We start from the raw sequence: 22,070 nt of genomic DNA on the forward strand, positions 1-22,070 counted from the left end.
ACTCTTCTCGGGGTGTGTTGCGGCGAGGGCACTGCACGAAAGCGTATCGCGTCGGTTCCCTCCGGTGCCTGCCGAAGGGCATCCGGAGGAAACCGAAACCTACTTCTCGCCGTCGCTCGGGTCTGCCTCGGAGGGCTGCTCGTCGCCCTGCCGCTGAGCCTGCTCGCGACGCTGGCGGCGCAGCTCGCGACGGTTCTCGCCGACGGTGAGCGACGCGTCGCCGGATGCCGTGTGCGTTGGGTCGTCGGGACCCTTGTGCTGGATGCGTCCGGGAGTGAGCGTGCGGTTGATGTCTTCGGCGGTGACCATCGGGATCTGACCGGTAGCCGTCTCGTACCATTCGGTGAGCGCGGGGTCGTCCGAGTCGATGGATGCTCCCGCGCCCTCTTCGGCCGCGACCTCGGTCGCACCGAACACGAAGTCGTCGCCGTGCTCGGCGATACCGCGGCGCACACCCTGCGCGATGGCGGCCTTCGCGTAGCGCTGACGCAGCATGTACGGGTCGGTGGCCAGTTCCTTCGCCCACGAGATCATGATGCCGATCACGATGAACGCGAAGGGCAGTGCCGTGACGACCATCATCGACTGCAGACCCGACAGGGCCGTCTCGCCACCGGCGAGCAGCAGCGCGAGAGCTGCGGCTCCGAGCAGGACGCCCCAGGCGAGTGTGACCCACGTGGCCGGCTCGGGCCGGCCGCGCTGGCTCATCGAGCCCATCACGATGGCGGCCGAGTCGGCCGAGGTGATGAAGAACAGCACGATCGAGACCATCGCGATCACCGACAGCACGACACCGAACGGCAGCTGGTCGAACAGCGCGAACAGCACGCCCTCCGACGAACCGACCTCGCTCAGCTCACCGTTCTGGCTGTCGAAGTACATCGCGGCGCCGCCGAGTACGCCGAACCAGACGATGCAGACCGACGAGGGCACCATGATCACCACGGTGACGAACTCACGCAGGGTACGGCCGCGCGAGATCTTGGCGATGAACATGCCCACGAAGGGCGTCCACGAGATCCACCAGGCCCAGTAGTAGTTGGTCCACGACGACATGAACGCGGCCTCGGCCTCGCCCTGACCGGCGTTGCGCGAGAGCATCACCCACAGCTCGCCGAGGAACGTCGAGACGCTGGCGGGGATCATGTTCAGCAGGAACAGGGTCGGGCCCGCGATGAACACGACGATGCCGATGGTGCCCGCGAGCACCATGTTGATGTTCGACAGGGCGCGGATGCCGCGCTTGATGCCCGACACCGCCGAGACCACGAACGCCGCGGTCAGCACGGTGACGACGATGATCAGCGCGCCGTTGCCGAGCGGTCCGATGCCCGCGACGAACTCGACGCCGCTGGTGATCTGCAGCGTGCCGATACCGAGGGTGACAGCCGTACCGAACAGGGTGACGATGATGGCGAACACATCGATGATGGCGCCGAGCCAGCCCTCGGTGCGCTGCCCGAAGATCGGGTAGAAGATGGCCGAGATCAGCGGAGCGCGGCCGCGGCGATAGGCGGCATAGGCGATCGCCCCACCGACGAGCGCGTAGAACGCCCACGCCATCGGACCCCAGTGCAGGATCGACTGGGCAAGAGCGTCGAGCATCGCGTGCGGGGTGCCCGCCTCGGAGTCGAACCCTGGCGGCACGGCGTTGAAGTAGCCGAGCGGTTCAGCCGGGCCGAAGAACAGCAGCCCGATGCCCATACCCGCCGAGAACAGCATCGCGATCCACGACACCGTCGAGAACTCGGGCTCTTCGTCATCCGCTCCCAGGCGCACCGCGCCAGTGCGCCCGTAGCCGACGACGAGCATGAACGCGAAGACCAGGATGGCCAGGAGCGAGAACAACCAGCCGAAGTTCGCGGTGACCCACGTCAGCGAGGTCGACCCGGTGGCGCTGAGGTTATCGGGTGCGGCGAAACCCCAGACCACCACCGCGAGCACCAGAATGCCGGCGACGCCGAAGACGAACCAGTTGGTGTTGAAGATGCGAGGCGTGTCCTCGACGCCGATTCCAGGAATCAGCGCGGGGTGCGTCACCTCTTTGAGGATCTTCTTGTCTTTGAGCAGCTTCTTCGGCGCGGGTTTCTGTTGTGTGTTCTCTGGAGGAGACATTCCCCCACGGTAGCGAACCCCCGTGCGGCGCACGGGGGAGGTTCCGCGGCGGGCCGCGGAACCCGCCTCAGGCGTCGGTGGCGATCGTCGGCCCGAACACGGCCGGCAGCGTGCCGCGCGAGGTCTCACGCAGTTCGTCGACCGAGACGGTGAAGACGTCTTGCACCTCGAGCGCCGGCTCGGTGTCGGTGACACCGATGCGCAGCACCGGGTAGCCGCGTCCCTCGCACAGGCCGCGGAACTTCACGTCGTCCTCGCGGGGAACAGTGACGATGACGCGACCGGTCGACTCCGAGAAGAGCGCGGATGCCGCATCCACGCCGTCGCGCTCCATCAGCTCGGTCAGCCATACGCGGGCGCCGACGCCGAAGCGCATCACGCCTTCGGCGAGAGCTTGACCCAGGCCGCCCTCCGACAGGTCGTGCGCCGACGAGATCAGCCACTCCTCGCGCGCAGCACCCAGCAGACCGGCCAGACGACGCTCGCCCGCCAGATCGACCTTGGGCGGCAGACCGCCGAGGTGGTCGTGCACCGTGTCGGCCCATGCCGAACCCGACAGCTCGGTCGAGGTGACACCGAGCAGGTAGATGTTCTCACCCGCATCCTGCCACCCCGACGGGATGCGACGCGAGACGTCGTCGATGATGCCCATCACACCGACCAGGGGAGTCGGGTGGATCGGCACGTCACCGGTCTGGTTGTAGAACGAGACGTTTCCGCCGGTCACCGGGGTGCCCAGCTCGTAGCATCCGTCGGCCAGACCGTCGACGGTCTGGCCGAACTGCCACATGACCTCGGGGTTCTCGGGGCTGCCGAAGTTGAGGCAGTCGGTGATGGCCGTCGGCGTCGCGCCGGTGACGGCGACGTTGCGGTACGCCTCGGCCAGGGCCAGCTGCGCACCCGCGTACGGGTCGAGCTGGCAGTAGCGTCCGTTGGCGTCGGTCGAGATCGCGAAGCCCAGACCCGACTCCTCGTCGACGCGGATCATGCCGGCGTCGTCGGGGAAGGCGAGGGCGGTGTTGCCACCGACGTAGTAGTCGTACTGGTTGGTGATCCAGCTGGTGTCGGCCAGGTTCGGCGAGCCGAGCATCGCGAGGAACTGCGCCCGCAACACGTCGGGCTCGTTCGAGCGGGGCAGGTCTTCGGCAGCATCCGCCTGCAACGCGTCGATCCACGTCGGGTACGCGACGGGACGGTCGTAGACCGGGCCGTCGACGGCGACCGTCGACGGGTCGACGTCGACGATGCGCTCACCCTGCCAGTCGATGATGAGACGGCCGTCTCCGGTGACCTCGCCGAGAACGCTGGTCTCGACGTCCCACTTGTTCACGACGGCGAGGAACGCGTCGAGCTTCTCGGGGGCGACGATGGCCATCATGCGCTCCTGCGACTCCGACATGAGGATCTCCTCAGCGGTCAGGGTGGGGTCGCGCAGCAGCACGTTGTCGAGCGAGACGTGCATGCCCGAGTTGCCGTTGGCGGCGAGCTCGCTGGTCGCGCACGAGATGCCTGCGGCACCGAGGTCTTGGATGGCCTCGACGAGCTCTTCGCGGTACAGCTCAAGGCAGCACTCGATGAGCACCTTCTCGGCGAACGGGTCGCCGACCTGCACAGCGGGACGCTTGGTGGGGCCACCGTCGTCGAACGAGTCGGATGCCAGGATGCTGGCGCCGCCGATGCCGTCGCCACCCGTGCGGGCGCCGAACAGCACGACCTTGTTGCCGACGCCGGTGGCGTTGGCGAGCTTGAGGTCCTCGTGGCGCAGCACACCCACGGCGAGGGCGTTGACGAGCGGGTTGGCCTGGTAGACGCCGTCGAAGACGGTCTCGCCACCGATGTTGGGCAGACCCAGGCAGTTGCCGTAGAAGCTGATGCCGCTGGTGACGCCGTGCACCACGCGCGGGGTGTCGGGGTGGTCGATGGCGCCGAAGCGCAGGGCATCCATGACCGCGACGGGACGAGCGCCCATCGAGATGATGTCGCGGACGATGCCGCCGACGCCGGTCGCCGCGCCCTGGAACGGCTCGATGAAGCTCGGGTGGTTGTGCGACTCGGCCTTGAACGTCACGGCCCAGCCCTCGCCCACGTCGACGACACCGGCGTTCTGGCCCATGCCGACCATCAGGCGCTCGCGCATCTCGTCGGAGACCTTCTCGCCGAAGCGGCGCAGGTACTTCTTGGACGACTTGTACGAGCAGTGCTCCGACCACATCACCGAGTACATCGCCAGCTCGCCCGAGGTGGGGCGGCGGCCCAGGATCTCCCTGATGCGCGCGTACTCGTCGTCCTTGAGACCGAGCGCGCCGTAGGGCTGCTCCTTCTCAGGCGTCGCGGCAGCGTTCGCGACAGAGTCGGGAACGTGAGTGGTGGTGGTGTTCGGGGTGGTCACGCGGGCTCCAAGCGAAGAGGGAGGCGGGGCAGGATCAGTCTACTGGGGGCGCGCCCCGCCCGCCTTGCGGCCCTTGTTGCGTTCCCTTCCGCCCTCCCTCGTCCTGCCCGCCCTTGCTGCGTGCCCTTCCGCTGAGAAATCACTTCCCGTACGAAAAACCACCTGCCGCGTGGTTTCTCACACGGGAAGTGGTTTCTCAACGAGTGAGACGGCAGGCGAGGGGGCAGGCGGAGGGAGGGCGGGGGCGGTAGCTTCGGAGCATGACGTCCAGCAACCCGTTGATTCCGGCCGGCTATGACATCGTGTGGACGGCGCTGGCGATAGCGGTCGTCGTTCTGGCGGTCGTCGCATTGGTCTCGCTCGCACGTTCGGTGAAGAGGCTCAGCGCACCGCAGGCCTTGATCTGGGTGCTGATCGTGCTGCTCGTGCCGGTGCTCGGCCCGATCGCCTGGCTTGCCGTAGGTCGTCGTAGCACGCGGCCCGTGCGCCGCTGAGAAACCACTTCCCGCACGAGAAACCACCTCCCACGTGGTTTCTCACACGGGAGGTGGTTTCTCAGCGGATGGGTACGCGGCGGGCGCGGCGGGCGCGGGCGGGCGAGCGCAGCGCGCCGCGTCAGGGCAGCAGGTGGGTGCGGAGCGTGGCGCGGATGCCCGAGATCGACGTGATGTCGGTCCACTCGGCGGCCAGTGCACGGGCGGCCAGGAGCACCGAACGGGCCGCGGGTGCGCGCAGCGCAGGCTCCAGCGTCTCGATGTCGGCGACCTTCGCGGCCCCGACGATGCGCCGTGCCATCTTGGCCGCGGCGAACAATGCCGACTCCCGCAGGATCTCGGCCACCCGGCGCCGCGCGAACGCGTCGTCGAAGAGCTTCGTCTCGTGCCAGTTCGCCGCAGCGGCGAGATAGGCCTCTTCGAAGCCCTCCCAGGTCTCCTCGATCAGCGACAGTGCCCATGCGGCGCGTTCGTCATCGCCCTGGGCGCGGGCGCGGGCAGCGGCGAAGGCGTAGTTCGCGAACAGTGCACCGATGTCGAAGGCGACGGGGCCGTAGAACGCGAACTCCGAGTCGAACACCTTCACCGACTCGGTGGCCTCACCGCGCCGGCCGCTGCCGCGCACCATGACCGAGCCGGTGTGCAGGTCGCCGTGGATCAGGGCCTCGGCGCGGGTCATGAATCGCCACTTCGCCTCGCTCATCGCCGTCGCGAATGTGGCATCCGCCGCGAGAGCGGCAGCATCCGCCTCGTTCTCGGGGAGCACCGCGTTGCGACCGATGTCGAAAACCGGTTCGGTGAAGACGAGGTCCTCGGTGATGACGCACAGTTCGGCGTTCTGCGAACGTGCCGCGGTGTCGGCGACCTCTCCACGGCTCTGTCCGAGCACCGAGGTGCCGACCGCGACGCCGGCGACGTAGCGTCCGAGCTCGACGGCGACGCCCTCGTGGCATTCGCCGTCGTTCAGCGCGCCGCGCCACACGCGGTGGTCCGACAGGTCTTCAAGCGCGAGGATGTACCGGTCGTGGTCGTACTTGACGACCTCGACCACCAGGTCGGGGCTGATGGCGTGGTGCGCCACCAGCGACTCGGCCTCGCGCCGGGCCCGATCGGGCGTCATGGGCCAGCCCTCGCCCGTCATCCGCACGTACGGCAGTGCCTGCTTCAGGATCAGCGAGCGACCCGCCGCGTCGCGCACGTGGAAGACGAGGTTGAGGTTGCCGTCGCCGATCTCGCGGATCTCAGCCAGGGCGGAGCCGTCGATGCGCTGCTGAAGCTCGGGGTGAGCGGTGATGTACTCGCCGATGTTCGCCTCGGTGAGGAATTCGTACTCGTGGGACATTCGTCCGTTCCTTCGTTGGGGGACTGATGGTGGGGTCGGCCGCGGGCTATGTTGCCGGCGAGTACCGCGACTTGCGGCGCGACAGGGTGAACGAGAACAGCAGCGCCACGATCAGCACGAGACCCTTCGCCGTGTCCTGGAAGTAGTACTGGAATCCGGCCATCGTCATACCGGTCAGCACGATCGCGATGAGCACGGCGCCGAGCAGCGTGCCCCAGGCGTTCGGCTTGCCCATGCCGAGCACCGAGGTGCCGACCAGGGCGACCGCGACGGCTTCGAGCAGGCTCGACGAACCGGCGTTCACATCGCCCTGTCCGATGCGTGAGACCAGGATGATGCCGGCGACCGACGCGAACAGTGCCGAGATGACGTACGCGCTGCCGCGGTACATGCCCACGCGGATGCCCGAGAGGCGAGCCGCCTCGGGGTTCGCGCCGACCGCGTAGAGCACACGGCCCCAGGTGGTGCGGGTGAGCACGAACCAGGATGCGACGACCAGCACGAGCATGATGACGACGGGGATCGGCACCGGACCGATGGTGCCGCGGTCGATGAGCAGGAAGGTCGGGTCGAACTTGCCGGGAGCGGTCGAGCCGTTGGGCAGGATCATTCCGGATGACACCGACTGGCCGGCGACGGGGATCAGCTTCACACCCTGGATCACGAACATCACGCCCAGCGTCGCGAGCAGGTCGGGGATCTTGCACACCACGATCAGGAAGGCGTTGAGCACGCCGACCAGCAGACCGGCGATCAGCGCGACGCTCACGGCGGTGACGCCGGTGAGGTTGTAGAACACCATCGTGACGGCGACCAGCTGCACGGCCAGTCCGGCGACCGAGCCGATCGACAGGTCGAGGCCGCCGACGATCATGCTGAACATGACGCCGAGCCCGAGGATCGCGGTGACCGAGGCGAACTTCAGCATCGAGAACAGCGATTCTGGCGTTGCGAATGCGGGCTGGGTGAAGGCGAAGAAGACGAACGCGATGACCGTCACGGCGATGAAGCCGTACTTCACCACGCTGTCGCGGACGACGTCGCCCAGATGGGTTTCGCGCTGCTGTGCGCGAAGGGTCGTGGTGTCGGCCATGTCAGGCCACCTCCGTCATGCTCTGGACGATCTCATCGTCGGAAACTGTGTCGATACGGGCGTCGAGGGTGATGCGTCCCTCGACGAGGACGAGGACGCGGTCGGCGATCTCACGCAGCTCGTCGACATCGCTGCACAGCATCACCACGCAACTGCCGTCGGCCGCCTGCTCGCGTGCGCGCTTGGCGATCTCGCGCCTGGCGCCGATGTCGACGCCGCGGAACGGCTCATCGAGCAGCAGCACCTCGGGCGGGGTCTGCATCCAGCGCGCCACCATGACCTTCTGCTGGTTGCCGCCCGAGAGGGCGTCCACCGACTGCCCGGGGCCGGTCGAGACGACCCCGAAGTCGGTGATCGCCTGTGCCGCCCGGGTCGTCTCGGAACCCTGCTGCAGCAGCGGGCCGCGGGCGAAGCGTGAGAGGAACGGGAGCGAGAAGGTGCGCGCGATCGACCAGCCGGGCAGCATGCCCTGGGCGGCGCGATCCTCGGGGACGAGGAAGACACCGCGCGCGATCGCGTCTTTCGGATGCCGGGGTGCGTAGGCCTTGCCGTCGAGCTTCATCGTGCCGGTGCCGGACGCCGTGGACTCGCCGAACACGTACTCGGCCAGCTCGGTCTTTCCGGCGCCGATCAGTCCGATCACGCCGGTGACCTCTCCGCTGCGCAGTGCCACCGACATCTCGGGCGATTCGGGGAACACGCGCAGGCCGTCGATCTCGAGGGCGACCTGCTCACCGGTCAGGTGCACCAGCTGCTCGATGTCACGTTCAGCGCCTTCGCCCAGCATGGAGGTGACGGCGGCGGCGAAGTCGAACGGGCGCTCCTGCGTCGCCGTGATCCGGCCGTCGCGCAGCACCACGATGTCATCGGCGAGCTGGTCGATCTCGGCGAGCCGGTGCGAGACGTGCAGGATCGCGACGCCCCGGTCGCGCAGCGCGAGGATGGTTTCGAAGAGCCGCTCGGCCTCGGACTGCGACAGGGTCGAGGTCGGCTCGTCGAGGATGAGCACCTTGGGGTCGGTGACGAGAGCGCGCGCCAGCAGGAGCATCTGGCAGTCGGCGATGCCGAGTTCGAAGACGTCCTGGCGCAGGAACGCGTCGTCCCAGTCGAGTGAGAGCGCCGCGGCGACCTCGCGGGCACGCGGCAGCAGCGACTTCGGCGACGAGATCGAAGGCGTCTCGCCGAGGGCGATCTGCTCGAAGACGAGGTTCTCGGCGACGCTGAGGCCGGGGATGATCGCGTCGTCGATCCGCTGGTGAACGGTGCGCACACCCAGCCGGGATGCGGACATCGGGTTCTCCAGCTGCACCGGGGCACCGTCGAGAAGGATGTCGCCGCCGGTGGGCTGGTGCACGCCCGACAGGGCCTTGATGAGCGTGGACTTCCCGGCGCCGTTCGCGCCAAGGAGTGCGGTGATGCGGCCGGGGCGAAGGGTGAGATCCACGCCCTTCAGTACGGTGTTCGCACCGAAGGACTTGCGGATGTCGCGCAGCTCGAGAACGGGCGGGTGGGCGTCGCGCGGCGTGGTCATGATGTGGGTGCTCCTCGCTGAGCGGGTGTGTGCGATGGGGGCGGTGGGACGGCGTCGGGGCGCCGTCCCACCGTGGGATGCGTCAGAAGCTGACGACCGACATCCAGTCTGCGGTCGACACCTGCGACAGGTTCAACTCAGAGACGGCGGCGCGCAGGTCTTCCATGTTCTTGATGTCGTCCTCGCGCAGCATCTCCTGCGTGACGAGCACCGGCGGGAACTCGACGAGCTCGGCATCGAGCTCACCGGCCATCGACAGCGCGAGAGTGCGCAGCACGGCGGCGCCGATCGCGTTGGGGTCGGTCGCGCCGGTAGCGACCCAGCGGCTGCCTTCCGCGCGCATGAGCTCGATGTCGGCGTTCGAGATGTCGGCGCCGTAGACGAGCACGTCGTCGCTGCCGCTGACCTGGTCGAGGCCGGTCAGCGTGCCCTTGGTGAACTCGTCGTAGGGGGCGTAGATCGCGGTGACGGACGGGTTGGCCTGCATTGCGGCCGCGACCATCGGGGCGCTGTCGCTGGCGGACGAGCTGGTGAACGAGCCGGTCTTGAACAGCTGGTCCCAGCCGTTGTCGGCGACGAACTGGCGCCAGACGGCGTCACGGCGGTCGAGCGGCGCGATGCCCTCGACGTTGACGTAGCCGACGGCCGTGCCTTCGCCGACGTCTTCGAGCATGCGGTCGAGCACGAGCTGGGCCATGATCTCGTCGGACTGCTGGGTCTGGATCACGCCGTCGGCGCATTCGGACACGTTGACGTCGTAGGCGATGACCGCGATGCCCTTGCTGATGGCGTCGTTGACGCCGGGGCACAGCGTGTCTGGGAAGCCGTGGCGCACGATGATCGCATCCACGCCCGACGAGATCGCCTGCTCGAGCTGAGTGGCCTGGGTGGCGTTGTCGCCCTGCGCGTCATAGGCCGAAAGCTCGAAGCCGAGGGCTTCGGCCTGCTGGCGCGTGCCGTTGAGGTACTGCTGGAAGTAGTCGCCCTGGCCGGACTGCTGAACGATGGCGACCTTGGCGCCGACCAGCTCTGCGGGCATCTCGCTGCTCGCCTCGCTGACAGCACCGGAGTCGGCGGACTCCTGCGTGGCCGGCGCGCCCTGGCTGCAGGCGGTGAGTGCCAGTACGGCGGTCAGTCCGACCGTTCCGGTCGCGGCGAGCCTGCGCCGCAGGCTCCGGGATGACATGCGCTTCATTGCGATTCCTTTCTTGGATGCTTCGGCTGATCGCGTTCAGGCGAAAGCGGGTTGGGTGACCGTCGGCTCGACCACGCCGTGCTCGGTGACGATGCCGCTGATCAGGTCGTACGGGGTGACGTCGAAGGCCGGGTTGAATCCGCGCACGCCCGGAGCCGACATCGTGGTGCCGCCGAAGGCGAGCACCTCGTTCTCGTCACGCTCCTCGATCTCGATGAGGTCGCCCGAGGCCAGGGTGGCATCGACGGTCGACATCGGTGCCGCCACCAGGAAGGGGATGCCGGCGCGGTGCGCCGCCAACGCCACCGAGACCGAGCCGATCTTGTTGGCGGTGTCGCCGTTGGCGGCGATGCGGTCGGCGCCGATCACGGCGAAGTCGACCAGTCCGCGCAGGATGGTGCTGCTGGCGGCGCCGTCGACCTCGACGACGTGGGGGATGCCGTCCTTCGCGAGCTCCCAGCTCGTGAGGCGGGTGCCCTGCAGCAGCGGACGCGTCTCGTCGACGTAGACGAGCTCGAGCGCGCCGCGCTCGTGCAGTTCCTTGAGCACGCCGTATGCGGTGCCCCATGCCGTCGTCGCCAGGGCGCCGGTGTTGCAGTGGGTGAGTGCACGCAGCGGACGCTTGCCGGTGCGCTCGAGCAGCCAGTCCGCGCCGAGCCGCGAGAGTTCGCGGTTCGCGGCCTCGTCCTCTTCGGCGATGCGGTGTGCCTCAGCGAGAGCCTGTCCCGAGCCGGTGCGGCGCACGGCGTCCACGCGGCGGGCGCCCCATTCGAGGTTCACGGCCGTCGGACGAGCCAGGGCCACCCGCTCGATCTCTGCGTCGAGTCGATCGGCGCTCCATCCTTCTGCGCCGCCCTGGCGCTCGGCGAGGGCGACACCGTAGCCGCCGGCCGCGCCGAGTGCGGGTGCTCCGCGAACAGCGAGACGCGCGATCGCGTCGACGAGCTGATCGACGGTGCGCAGGTCGAGGTAGGACTCAACGGTCGGGAGCACGGTCTGGTCGATGATCCGCACGGCCGGGCCGTCGGCATCCTCAATCCATTCGATCGCTTTAACCACCGTGTCTCTCCTTTCGCGTACTCCGTCGTCGGGGTACAGCCGGGACGCTAGCAGTTGTCAGACAACCATGTCAACAAGAGCAAACAACTGGGCGATCTGACATGATGTCTCTACGACCCGTGGCCGCACTGGAGCGGCCGGGTCGACAACGGCAGACCGAGCGATGGAGGGGTTCGCGATGGCACGGAGGGCATCCCGCGTCGATGCGGTGGTCGCGGGCATCCGCGCGGGCATCGGCGACGGCACCTACCCGGTGGGTGACCGCCTGCCGACCGAGTCGGAACTCGGCGAGTCGTTCGAGGTCTCGCGCCCGACGGTGCGCGCCGCGCTGAGTGAGCTGAAGACCGCCGGGCTCGTGCACACGCGCCACGGCGTCGGCACCTTCGTGTCCGAGCCGCCGGCCGTCACCGCGGGACTGGAGCGCCTCGAATCCATCACCGAGTCGATCCGCCGCACCGGGCGCGAGCCGGGCATGCGCTACCGCAGCCGCACGATCAGGCCGCTGCTTCCGGAAGAGGCGGCGAAGCTGGAGCTGACGGCGAACGACCTCGCGCTCGAGACGCGCCGTGTGATCCTCGCGGACGACGAGGTCGTCGCGTACTCGTACGACCTGCTGCCGATCGGGGTCTTCCCCGAGGGGGAGTCCCCTGAGGTGCTCGACGGATCGGTGTTCGGGTATCTGCGCGAGGCTCGCGGCATCATCCCGGTGCGCGCGGTCGCCGAGATCCACCCCGTCGTCGCCGACCATGTGATCTGGGATGCCCCGCAGGGGCGCAACGGCCTGGCGCTGCTGCTCGATCAGGTGCACTACGACCAGACCGAGCGTGCGGTCGCCTACTCGCGCACCTACTTCATCGACGGGCGCTACACGTTCTCGATCATTCGACACGCGTGACTTCTCGTCGTCACTTTCGTCCAGTAGTGTTGTCAGACAACAGCTTCTGAGCGATTGGGACAGACTCGATGACGAACCACTCCACATCCGTTGCTGATGCCGTGCAGCAGCTCATCCGCGCCGGCTCTGAGATCGTGCAGTCCGGCTTGGCTCTGGCCAGCGCCGGCAATCTGTCGATCCGGCTTGACGCCGACCGTTTCGTGGTGACGGCGTCGGGTACCTGGCTGAATCGCCTGGATGAGACCTCGTTCACCGTCATGGACCTGGGTGGCAACGTCGTCGACGGCGCGACCAAGCCTTCGAGCGAGTGGAAGCTGCACCAGCGCGCCTATCGTGCGCGCCCCGACGTCGGGTCGGTCGTGCACGTGCATCCCGCTCACGCGATCCTGCTCGACGCGCTGCGCCGGCCCATCCGTCTGGTGACTCTCGACCACGCGTACTACGTGGGATCGGTCGGCCGCACGCCGTACTACCCGAACGGGTCGGATGAGCTCGCCGACACCGCCGCTGAGCAGCTCGCCGAGCACAACTGCGTCATCATGGGCAACCACGGATCGACGACCGTCGGCGACGACTGCGACATGGCGCTGCGGCGCGCGCTGAACCTTGAGAACGCTGCCGAGCTGACCTATCGCGCGATCCTCGCCGGCAATGGCGACCTCGACTTCCCCTGGGAGTCGGAGCCTCACCTGCACCACGCCTGACCCGCTCGCTCGCGCCCGCGCGCGCTCGCCCGCGCTCGCGCCGCGCCCGCCCGCGCTCGCGCCGCGCTCGCGCCCACTCCCATCCGCTGAGAAACCATCTCCCGTTTGAGAAACCACCAGCCACGTGGTTTCTCAAACGGGAAGTGGTTTCTCAGCGGGGGTGGCCGCAGGGCAGGCAGGCCAGGCAGGCAGGCAGGCGGGCAGCGGCGCGCGCGGCGGGCAGCGGCGCGCGCGGCGGGCGCAGCGCGCGCTACGCCAGCGGAGCGTCGCGGGCGGGTTCGGGGCCGAGCGCGGCCCCGGCGACCAGCAGGGCGGATGCCACAGCGAGCACGGCGCACACGGCGAGCACCGGCCCGAGGCCGGCCTGCAGGCCCGGCAGCCAGTACGGGTACAACGCCGGCACGACGATCGAGAGCGAGTAGCCGACGCCGTATCCGCTGGAGCGCACCCCGGTCGTGAAGCGTTCGGCGAGGTAGGCGCCGACGGGGCCGTAGGCCGAGACGGTGACGACCTGCACGAGGGTGACGGCGACGATCAGGCCGGCTCCGTGCGAGCCCAGCGCCCAGGCGAAGGCCAGCGGCGCGGCAATGAGTGCGACTGCGCCGAAGATGATGAAGAACCGGCGGCGCCCGAGGCGTTGCGAGGCCACTCCGGCGGTGAACATGCTCACGGCCGAGACGAGCGTGGCGATCAGCATGATGAAGGCGACCTCTGACGGCCCGACCTGCGGGGCGTCGCGCAGCATGCCGGTGAGCACCGGAATGGCCATCTGCGTGAACAGCCACAGCCCGGTCATCAGCACGAAGACCTGCCAGAGCTGATGGCGGTAGGGTCCGGCGAGGATGTCGCGCACCGGGTGCGCGCGACGGGGAGCGGATGCTGCCGCCGGCGCGTCCACGACATGAGCGGAGTAGTACCAGAGCAGTCCGACGGCCATGATGCCGCCGACGATGAATGGCAGGCGCCATCCCCAGGCGGCGTAGTCCTGCACGCCGAGGGTCTGCACGAGCAGCAGGGTGAGTGCGGCGATGGTGGCGTTGGCCAGGGGTGACATGGCCATGATGCCGCCGCTGAGCATGCCGCGGCGGCGTGGTGAGGTCCATTCCATGGCGAGGGGGATCGCCGCGGTGTATTCGCCGCCGAGAAAGATGCCGCCGACGAAGCGCAGGGCCACGAAGGTCCACAGTGTCCAGATGCCGCCGATGTCGTGGCCGGGGATGAACGCGATCATCAGCGTGGTGATGGCGATGCCGGCGATCGCGATCTTCGTGGTTCTGGTGCGGCCGTGGCGGTCGGCGATGCTGCCGAAGATCGCGGCGCCGAGGGGGCGTCCGAAGAGCGTGGCGACGAAGATGAGTCCGGTCTGGGCAGCCGCGCTCTCGGGCCCGAGTACGAGGGCGGCGACGGGGGCGAGTGCGATGATCGGCAGAAAGATGTCGAACTGGTCGACGAAGTTGCCGAGTAGGCCGGCGCGCACGGCGGGACGGGACCGCGAGCGACGGGTGGTGGGCGTGTGGGTGGGCTCGGCGACGGTGCGCCACATATCGACTCCCTACGGCGGCATGATCCGCATCAGGTAAGACGGTCGGCGCGGTGGCAGCGCCCTCTCAGCCCGTACCCGGGCTCCCGTGTGAACGACAACAGCCTAGCTACGGGATGAGCCGGTCGAGTGTCTGCGCCACGCCTTCTTCGGCGCACGTGGGCACGATGCGGTGTGCGATGGCCTGCACCGAGGGGTGTGCGTCGGCGACGGCGTAGGCCGTGCCGGCCCATTGCAGCATCGGGATGTCGTTGGGCATGTCGCCGAACGCGAGCACCTGTGCCGACGGCACGCCGAGGTCATCGCAGAGTCGGGCGAGTGCGCTGGCCTTGGTCACGCCGGGGGCGCTGATCTCGGCGAGGCCCTGTACCGACCAGGTGACTGTCGCGCGGTCGCCGACGACGTCGGCCAGCCGTGAGGTGAACTCGTCGCCGGCGAGGTCGGGGTGGCGCACCAGCAGCTTGGCGGCGGGGGCGTCCCAGATGTCGGGCAGCGCCGCCCGGCGCGGTGCGGCGCCGCCGCGCGCGCTCGCCGGGTAGGTCGGATCGAGGCGGATGCCGTCGACGCACTCGATGGCGAACTGGGCGCCCGTCATCTCGTCGGCGATGTGGCGGCACAGTTCGAGACCGTCGGCGGGGGTGATGCCCGCCAGGTGGGTGACTTCACGACCGGGCACGTTGAAGGTGATTGCGCCGTTGGACGCGATCGCGACGCCGTGCGCGCCGACGTGCGGCCAGAGCCCTTCGAGCCAGCGCAGCGGGCGCCCGGTGACGAACACGACGGGCACGCCCTGCCGGTCGAGGCGTTCGAGCACGCCCGCGGTGAACGCCCGCACCGTGGTGCCGGCGTTGGGGATGAGGGTGCCGTCGAGGTCGGTCGCGATGAGCATGGTCTCAGTCGATGCCGGGAGGGTCTGCCGGTGCGTGGTGGATGCCGGGTGGCGGGGCCGCCGCGAGGAGTCGTCGGGAGACGACGAGGTCTGCGGCGGTTCTCTCGATGAGTCCGGCGACATCCTCGAATGATCGCATGTCGCGGATCAGGCTGACCAGCACGACGGTGGCGTGGGTGCCGTACAGGTCTCCGCTGAAATCATGGATGTGGCATTCGACGCGAGTGTCGGTGACGTCGCCGAACGTCGGGTTGTCGCCGATGCTGACGGTCGCTTCGCGCCAGAGCGGCTCATCGGCGACGCGCGCCCAGGCGGCGTAGACGCCGTCGGGGCAGCCGACGTGCGGCACGTGCAGATTCGCGGTCGGGAATCCGAGTCCGTGCCCACGGCCGTCGCCGTGCACGACGGTGCCGGCCAGTGTCGTGGGCTGCACGTTCAGGCCACGATCGAGCGATAGCGGCTTTGGTGGAACACGAGTGGCTCGACCTCGTCGAAGTGCTGCAGGCCGTCGATGCCCAGCAGGGCGATGGTGTGATCGCCGGCTTCGACCAGGCGGTGGAAGTGGCAGGTGAGCCAGAGTGCCGCGCCTTCGAGGTGCACTGCTCCGCTCTCGTCGGCGACCCAGTCGACGTTCTCGAACCGGTCGCCCTCGCGGGCCGAGAGGCTGCGGCTTGCGTGCTCTTGCCCGTGACCCAGCACGCTGACGCCGACCGAGGTGGCTTCGGCGAGCCGGGGCCAGGTGCGTGAGGTGTTGGCGACGCTGATGGCCACCAGCGCCGGGTCGAGCGAGATCGACGTGAACGAGTTCATCGCCATCCCCACGGGGGAGTCTTCGCCGTCGGGCAGGGCGCAGACGGCGACGACACCGGTGGGGAACGACGAGAACGCGCGGCGCAGGCGCAGGGCGAGGGGCATCTCGGACGGGGTGGTTTCGATCAACACTGATCCTCCAATGAACTAGTCAAAGTTGTTCAGTCACGCTAGCACTCGATTCCTCGACGTGCGCAAGTCGCGACCTGTGGGGCGCTCGGCCCCGGGGTGGCCACGGAATCCACTCTTGCATGAATCACTCAAACTTGACTAGAGTCACTCGAACCAGCCCTCAATGACGAAAGGCAGCGTTTGATGAACCTCATTACCCGAGAAAGACGAGCGGTCATCCTGAGCGGGGTCCTCCTCGGAGCGCTCACGCTCGCGGCGTGCAGCAGCTCACCGGCAGACAGCGGCGATACCCCGAATGACGCGCTGATCAGCCAGGAAGACTGCCAGCGCAACGCCGATGCCGGCACCATCACCTACATCTCCGGCTATGGATACTCGGCCAGCGCCGGACAGCTCGATGTGTTCATGGCCGACGACCTCGGATACTTCGACGACCTGTGCCTCGACGTCGAGATCAATGCCGCCGGCGGCAACGGCCAGCAGCTCGTGTCGTCCGGCAAGGCGCAGTTCACCGCCCTCGGCTCGGCCGAGGACGTGCTGATGGCCGCCGCGAACAGCAAGAACCTCACCGCCGTCGCCACGTACGGCACGACCTCTCCGTTCTGCATCTTCGCGAACGAGAAGGTGAAGTCGCTCAAGGACCTCGAGGGCGGCACGCTCGGCTACTTCATCAACCTCACGCCGGTGGCGGGGGCGATGCTGGATGCCGCGGATGTCGACGAGTCGAAGGTCGACTTCATCAAGATGACCAACTACGACCCCACCGTCGTGCTGCGCGGTCAGGTCGACGCGGTCGTCGGCTACGCCTCCAACCAGTGCGCCACTCTCGACGCGATGGATGCCGCCTACTCGAAGTTCCTGCCCGAGGACCTCGGCGTCGATGGCACCTACAACGTCATGGAGGTCAACTCCGAGTTCCTGGCGAAGCACCCCGAGGCCGTCTCGGACTTCATGCGCGCGAGCCTGAAGGCTCTGCAGCACTGCCTGGATGACGAGGCCGACTGCATGCAGCGCATCACGGCACTCGCCGAAGAGGGCGGGCAGGCCAAGGCGTTCCCGCTCGAGCAGCAGGAGCGCACCTGGGCCGTCGAGTCGCAGTGGGTGCGCGACAGCACCGCAGGCGCGCCGGGCGTGCAGGCGATCGAGGAGTGGCAGCACGCCGCCGAGATCGTGCAGCAGTACGGCACGGTCAAGGACATCCCGGCGGTTGACTCGGTCATCGACGTCGACCTCGTCGCCGACTTGTACGACGCCGATGGTGCCCTGATCTGGCCCGGTGATGCGCAGTGACGACCAATGCCGCCGGTGAGGGTGTGCAGATCTCGCACCTGGTGAAGAAGTTCGGCCAGCCCGGACGCGAGATGCTCGCGCTCGACGATGTCAGTCTGACGGTCGCTCCCGGTGAGTTCGTGTCGGTGATCGGTCCGAGCGGATGCGGCAAGTCGACGCTGCTCAAGGTGGTCGCCGGGTTGCTGGATGCCGATGGCGGATCGGTCATGATCGGATCCGACAGTGTGCGCATGGCCACCAAGCGCAAGACGATCGGTCTGGTGCCGCAGGCGCCGGCGCTGCTGCCGTGGCGCACCGTGCGCGAGAACGTCAAGCTGCCGGTGCGCATCAACCCACGGGCGAACGCCGGCCGTTCGCTGCGCGACCCTGATGAGCTGCTGACATCGTTCGGGCTCGGGCATGCGCTCGACAAGTACCCGAAGCAGCTCTCGGGCGGCATGCAGCAGCGGGTGGCGATCGCCCGGGCGTTCGCGTTCGACCCGAACATCCTGCTGATGGACGAGCCGTTCTCGGCGTTGGATGAGATCAATCGTGATCAGCAGCGGATGGGGTTGCTGGAGTTCTGGCAGTCCAACCGCAAGTCGGTGATGTTCGTGACGCACTCGGTGCCCGAGGCCATCGTGCTCTCGGACCGGATCGTGCTGATGGCCGCCCGGCCCGGGCGAATCGCCGAGATCATCGACGTGAACCTGCCCCGGCCCCGGCATGAGGATGCCTACGCCAGCGACGAGTTCCGCGACCTCGAGGCGTATGTGCGCGATCGGCTGGCCGCGGTGATGGAGGAGGGCGCTCATGTCTGACACGCTGAACATCTCCAACACCCAGGTGATCGCGGCGCAGGGCGCCCGCGGCGCGGAGGGCGGCGTGGCGCAGCTGCGTCGGTGGCTGCGCCCGGCGGTGTGGATGCCGACGGCTGTCGTGTTCGTCATCGTCGCGGCTCTCTGGGAGCTCGTCGCGCTGACGAACCCGTACATTCTGCCCTCGCTCGGGGCGGTTGCCGCGGCACTGCTCGACGACCCGGGCATGTACTGGCAGAACTTCTTCATCACTCTGCAGGAGGTCGCGGTCGGCGCCGGCGCGGCGATCATCCTGGGCTACGCGATCGCCGTGGTGATGAGCGAGTTCGAGATCGTCGAGCGCGCGCTGATGCCGCTGATCGTGCTGGTGATGGTCACCCCGGTGATCGCCATCGCCCCGGCGCTGGTGGTCGCGTTCGGCTTCGGGATGCTGCCGAAGTACATCATCACCGGCATCGTGGTCTTCTTCCCGGTGCTGGTCAACTCGCTGGCCGGTCTGCGCAGCGTCGACCCCAGGGCGCGCGATGTGTTCCGCACCCTGCACGCGACGCGGTGGGAGATCTTCCGCGACCTGCGGTTCCCCGGGTCGATGCCGTACTTCTTCGCCGGGCTGCGCATCAGCCTGCCGTTGGCTGTGGTCGGCGCGGCGGTCGCCGAGTTCGTGGCGGCGGGCACCGCCGCCGGGCTCGGTTCGCTCGTGACCACCTCGGCGGCGCAGGCGAACCTCGAGGTCACGTGGGCCAGCATCTTCATGCTGTGCCTGATGGGGGTGCTGCTGATCAGCATCCTCGCCATCGTGCGCAAGCGCGTGCTGTGGTGGAGCGACGGCGAACCGACCGCGCAGTGACCGACACAACTCTTTGATCTGAAAGGAAGCACCGTGAGGAAACTCCACTTCGGTCTGTTCGAGAACGCACAGGCCAACGACACCGGACGCGCCACCTGGCGCCACCCCGACAACGAGCGCGACCAGTACGACACTCTCGACTATTGGCTCAAGGTCGCCAAGGTGGCTGAGGAGGGCGGGCTCGACTTCCTGTTCCTCGCCGATGCCTGGGGCTGGGCCGAGGTCGACGGGGTGCGTCCCGATGTGGCGTCGGTCGAGGGGCTGGATCTGCCTCGACTGGATCCGTTCATCGTGGCATCCGCGATTCTCGCCCACACCGACAAGCTGGGCGTCGTGATGACGGGGTCGACTCTGCTCGAGCAGCCGTACGCGTTCGCGCGGCGGATGGCGACCCTCGACCAGCTCTCGAAGGGCCGGGTGGGCTGGAACATCGTCACCACGGGCACCGCCGACACCGCCGTGAAGGCGTTCGGCGTGCCGATGGTGGCGCACGACGAGCGCTACCGCATGGCCGATGACTTCGTCGAGGTCGTCTACAAGCTGTGGGAGGGCGCGTGGGAGCCGGATGCCCTCACCAAAGACAAGCAGGGCAACTTCGCCGACCCGGCCAAGGTGCACCAGATTCATCACGAGGGCCCGTACTTCCGCAGTGAGGGCTACGGCAACTCGGCGTACTCGCCGCAGGGCACGCCGGTGCTGTTCCAGGCGGGGGCCTCGCCGGCCGGTCGCGCATTCGGCGGCAAGCACGGTGAGTGCATGTTCGTCGGCGGTGGCAGTGTCGAGCAGCTGGCCGAGCACAGCCGTGCGATCCGTGCCGCGGCGGTCGAGTCGGGTCGTGATGCCGATTCGGTGCGTGTGATGGCCGAGTTCCGTTGCGTGATCGGTGAGACGCGTGAAGACGCGCAGCGCCGCTACCAGGAGGTGCTCGACTCGCAGACCCCCGAGGTCACGGTGGCGTCTTACGCGTGGTTCACGGGGCTCGACCTGTCGTCGTACGACCCGGCGACCCCGATGACCGATCTGCACACCGAGCTGTCGCAGTCGCAGGTATCGCGCTTCGCCGGCAAGACCGTGGGCGATGTGCTCAAGGACTGGCACGAGCACGGTGCCGGGTCGAAGGCGTTCGTCGGCACCGCCGAAGACGTCGCCGACCGCATCATCGAGCTCGCCGAGGGCGCCGACCTGGACGGCTTCCTGTTGGCGCCGGTGATCCAGCCCGGTTCGACGATCGACTTCGTCGAGCAGGTGCTGCCGATCCTGCGTGAGCGCGGGGCCCTGGGTGAGAGCGTGGGGGCCACCCTGCGCGAGCGGCTGGTCGGTGCCGATGAGGCGACGATCCCCGAGAACCACCCGGCTGCTGCGCACCGTGCGCGGGTCGCGAGCGCGGTCTGATGGATTCGGGCCCCGTCTGCGTCGTCGGAAGCATCAACGCAGACCGCTATGTCGGTCTCGCCCGGCTGCCTCAGCCGGGCGAGACCGTGCTCGGCGCCGGGCTCGGCTCGTATCCGGGCGGTAAAGGACTGAACCAGGCGGTATCGGCCGCGCGGTGCGGTGCTGCCGTGCGCATGTGCGGTGCGGTCGGGGCGGATGCCGATGGCGCGATGCTGCGGGACGCGATGGCGGCCAGCGGTGTGGACGGCGACTGCGTCGTCGATACCGATGCCGTCACCGGCGTGGCCTATGTGTTCTCGTTGCCGGGTGCCGAGAACAGCATCGTGGTGGCGCAGGGCGCGAACGGACGGGTGCGCGGCGAGGATGCGGCGGCCGCGGTGCGCGGCGCCCGCGTGCTGCTGACCCAGCTGGAGATCGAGACCGAGGTGGCCGCCGAGGCGCTGCGCGCGGCGCGGGCGTATGGGGTCACGACGGTGCTCAACGCCGCGCCGGCGCACGTCGCGACGTGGCAGATGCTGCCGTTCGTCGACGTGCTGATCGTCAACGAGTCCGAGGCTGCCGCGCTCGGCGGACTGGATGCCCTGCGTGAGCGGACGACCGTCGTGCAGACCCGTGGGGCAGAGGGCGTATCGGTGTTCGGCCGGGGCGAGGAGCCCTTCCACGTGCCGGCGTTCCCGATCACGCCGGTCGACACCACGGGGGCCGGGGATGCATTCTGCGGCGGCTTCGCCGCGGCGTTGGCGCGGGGTGACAGCATCCGCTCTGCCACGTTCGACGGTGCCGCCGCCGGGGCGATCGTGGCGCAGCATCGCGGAGCGCAGCCCGATGCGCTGAGCGCGGAGGCGGTGCGCGGTCTGGTGGCGGGGGTCTACTCGCCCGCGAACTGATACTCGCCCGCCTGCACGCGCTCGAGCAGGGTCTGCGCCCAGGTCTGCTCGGCGCGCAGGCGGGCCGAGGCGAGGTCGAAGATCTCGCGCACGTAGGTGGGCGTCGTCTCAGACTTGAGGGTGTCTTCGACGTGGAAGGTGTTGGTGGTGATCAGCGCGTCGATCTTGGTGATGCGGTGTTCGATGCCGGCGACCACCTCGGCACGGGTGAGCACGAACATGAACGACACCAGCGCCAGGGCGCTGCGGGTGTCGAAGGTCTGTACGTCCCACAGCACGTCGCGCACCATGCGCAGCAGCTCGACCTCGCCGGTCGATGACATGCGGTAGGTCGTGCGGGCGGGGTAGTTGCCCTCAGAAGAGGTGCCGTCTTCTTCGATGTATCCGTCTTTGACGAGCGACTTCAGCGCGTTGTAGATCGAACCGGGCCGTGTGTTGGCCCATTCATCGGCGTGCCACGTCGACAGCTCGCGGCGCAGAAAATAGCCGTGAACAGGCTGAAACTGGTGAACAGCGCCGAGCACCATCAGAGACGTATATGTGCGCATCGCCCCATGCTAGGGGGCGTGCGTTGTATTGACTAGTCAAACTGGCCGTGTGAATCGCGTGGGGGCCGCGGCACCGGTGCCCCGGCCCCGGTGCCCCGGCCCCGGTGCCCCGGCCCCCACG

Annotated in this window: 20 protein-coding genes and 1 riboswitch; of the genes, 8 read left to right on the top strand and 12 right to left on the bottom strand. The window is 68.4% G+C overall.

Going from position 1 to position 22,070, the window contains the following annotated elements; genetic code table 11:
* Positions 1-99 precede the first annotated feature (99 nt).
* Positions 100-2,115, bottom strand: coding sequence for a BCCT family transporter (locus PTQ19_RS00590; RefSeq protein WP_274368051.1), 2,016 nt, complete (start codon positions 2,113-2,115; stop codon positions 100-102).
* 67 nt (positions 2,116-2,182) lie between these two features.
* A complete protein-coding gene (gene purL / locus PTQ19_RS00595; RefSeq protein WP_274368052.1) occupies positions 2,183-4,504 on the bottom strand; it encodes a phosphoribosylformylglycinamidine synthase subunit PurL in 2,322 nt (773 codons plus the stop codon).
* 260 nt (positions 4,505-4,764) lie between these two features.
* Here purL and PTQ19_RS00600 point away from each other — a divergent pair, with 260 nt between their 5' ends.
* A complete protein-coding gene (locus tag PTQ19_RS00600; protein ID WP_274368053.1) occupies positions 4,765-4,998 on the top strand; it encodes a PLDc N-terminal domain-containing protein in 234 nt (77 codons plus the stop codon).
* A 121-nt stretch (positions 4,999-5,119) separates the two neighbouring features.
* Here PTQ19_RS00600 and mtnK read toward each other — a convergent pair whose 3' ends face one another.
* From mtnK to mtnA, 5 genes are all read right to left on the bottom strand, one after another.
* Complete coding sequence (gene mtnK, locus PTQ19_RS00605; RefSeq protein ID WP_274368054.1) at positions 5,120-6,340, bottom strand: S-methyl-5-thioribose kinase; 1,221 nt, start codon at positions 6,338-6,340, stop codon at positions 5,120-5,122.
* 46 nt (positions 6,341-6,386) lie between these two features.
* Positions 6,387-7,433 (bottom strand): ABC transporter permease, encoded by a 1,047-nt coding sequence (locus tag PTQ19_RS00610; RefSeq protein ID WP_206550767.1) that lies wholly within the window; start codon positions 7,431-7,433, stop codon positions 6,387-6,389.
* Between the two features lies 1 nt (position 7,434).
* Positions 7,435-8,964 (bottom strand): sugar ABC transporter ATP-binding protein, encoded by a 1,530-nt coding sequence (locus PTQ19_RS00615; RefSeq protein ID WP_274368055.1) that lies wholly within the window; start codon positions 8,962-8,964, stop codon positions 7,435-7,437.
* Positions 8,965-9,046: 82 nt separating this feature from the next.
* Entirely contained in the window at positions 9,047-10,159 is a 1,113-nt protein-coding gene (locus tag PTQ19_RS00620) for a substrate-binding domain-containing protein (RefSeq protein ID WP_274368056.1), read from the bottom strand.
* Positions 10,160-10,195: 36 nt separating this feature from the next.
* Entirely contained in the window at positions 10,196-11,218 is a 1,023-nt protein-coding gene (mtnA, locus tag PTQ19_RS00625; RefSeq protein WP_274368057.1) for an S-methyl-5-thioribose-1-phosphate isomerase, read from the bottom strand.
* 178 nt (positions 11,219-11,396) lie between these two features.
* Here mtnA and PTQ19_RS00630 point away from each other — a divergent pair, with 178 nt between their 5' ends.
* Positions 11,397-12,113, top strand: coding sequence for a GntR family transcriptional regulator (locus PTQ19_RS00630; protein ID WP_179409422.1), 717 nt, complete (start codon positions 11,397-11,399; stop codon positions 12,111-12,113).
* A gap of 68 nt (positions 12,114-12,181) precedes the next feature.
* Complete coding sequence (locus tag PTQ19_RS00635; RefSeq protein ID WP_206822635.1) at positions 12,182-12,817, top strand: class II aldolase/adducin family protein; 636 nt, start codon at positions 12,182-12,184, stop codon at positions 12,815-12,817.
* 250 nt (positions 12,818-13,067) lie between these two features.
* On the opposite strand, the gene PTQ19_RS00640 is transcribed toward PTQ19_RS00635, so the two are convergent.
* From PTQ19_RS00640 to PTQ19_RS00655, 4 genes are all read right to left on the bottom strand, one after another.
* Positions 13,068-14,360 carry an MFS transporter gene (locus PTQ19_RS00640; protein ID WP_274368058.1) on the bottom strand — a complete coding sequence of 431 codons (1,293 nt, stop codon included), beginning with the start codon at positions 14,358-14,360 and terminating at the stop codon, positions 13,068-13,070.
* Positions 14,350-14,457, bottom strand: a riboswitch (TPP riboswitch). Its footprint overlaps the gene before it by 11 nt.
* A gap of 9 nt (positions 14,458-14,466) precedes the next feature.
* Complete coding sequence (locus tag PTQ19_RS00645) at positions 14,467-15,246, bottom strand: HAD family hydrolase (RefSeq protein ID WP_179409419.1); 780 nt, start codon at positions 15,244-15,246, stop codon at positions 14,467-14,469.
* 4 nt (positions 15,247-15,250) lie between these two features.
* Complete coding sequence (locus PTQ19_RS00650; RefSeq protein WP_274368059.1) at positions 15,251-15,679, bottom strand: riboflavin kinase; 429 nt, start codon at positions 15,677-15,679, stop codon at positions 15,251-15,253.
* A 2-nt stretch (positions 15,680-15,681) separates the two neighbouring features.
* The gene (locus tag PTQ19_RS00655; protein WP_410340484.1) at positions 15,682-16,188 is read right to left on the bottom strand and encodes a flavin reductase family protein; all 507 of its coding nucleotides are present in this window, start codon (positions 16,186-16,188) and stop codon (positions 15,682-15,684) included.
* 183 nt (positions 16,189-16,371) lie between these two features.
* Here PTQ19_RS00655 and PTQ19_RS00660 point away from each other — a divergent pair, with 183 nt between their 5' ends.
* From PTQ19_RS00660 to PTQ19_RS00680, 5 genes are read left to right on the top strand one after another with little or no spacing between them, the layout of a single operon-like run.
* Positions 16,372-17,478 (top strand): ABC transporter substrate-binding protein, encoded by a 1,107-nt coding sequence (locus PTQ19_RS00660; protein ID WP_206821311.1) that lies wholly within the window; start codon positions 16,372-16,374, stop codon positions 17,476-17,478.
* Positions 17,475-18,278 (top strand): ABC transporter ATP-binding protein, encoded by an 804-nt coding sequence (locus PTQ19_RS00665; protein WP_274368060.1) that lies wholly within the window; start codon positions 17,475-17,477, stop codon positions 18,276-18,278. Before PTQ19_RS00660 ends, PTQ19_RS00665 begins: the two co-directional genes overlap by 4 nt.
* Complete coding sequence (locus PTQ19_RS00670) at positions 18,271-19,122, top strand: ABC transporter permease (RefSeq protein WP_206822638.1); 852 nt, start codon at positions 18,271-18,273, stop codon at positions 19,120-19,122. The genes PTQ19_RS00665 and PTQ19_RS00670 overlap by 8 nt, the downstream gene beginning before the upstream one ends.
* 33 nt (positions 19,123-19,155) lie before the next feature.
* Positions 19,156-20,514: an NtaA/DmoA family FMN-dependent monooxygenase gene (locus PTQ19_RS00675; protein WP_179409416.1), complete on the top strand. Its 1,359-nt coding sequence runs from the start codon at positions 19,156-19,158 to the stop codon at positions 20,512-20,514.
* Complete coding sequence (locus PTQ19_RS00680) at positions 20,514-21,401, top strand: ribokinase (RefSeq protein ID WP_274368061.1); 888 nt, start codon at positions 20,514-20,516, stop codon at positions 21,399-21,401. The genes PTQ19_RS00675 and PTQ19_RS00680 overlap by 1 nt, the downstream gene beginning before the upstream one ends.
* Here PTQ19_RS00680 and PTQ19_RS00685 read toward each other — a convergent pair.
* Positions 21,383-21,949, bottom strand: a complete 567-nt coding sequence (locus tag PTQ19_RS00685) for a PadR family transcriptional regulator (protein ID WP_179409414.1) — start codon at positions 21,947-21,949, stop codon at positions 21,383-21,385. The genes PTQ19_RS00680 and PTQ19_RS00685 overlap by 19 nt on opposite strands.
* Positions 21,950-22,070: the final 121 nt, after the last annotated feature.

The sequence above is a fragment of the Microbacterium esteraromaticum genome, from assembly GCF_028747645.1.
In the GTDB taxonomy this organism is placed as follows: Bacteria; Actinomycetota; Actinomycetes; order Actinomycetales; family Microbacteriaceae; genus Microbacterium; species Microbacterium esteraromaticum_C.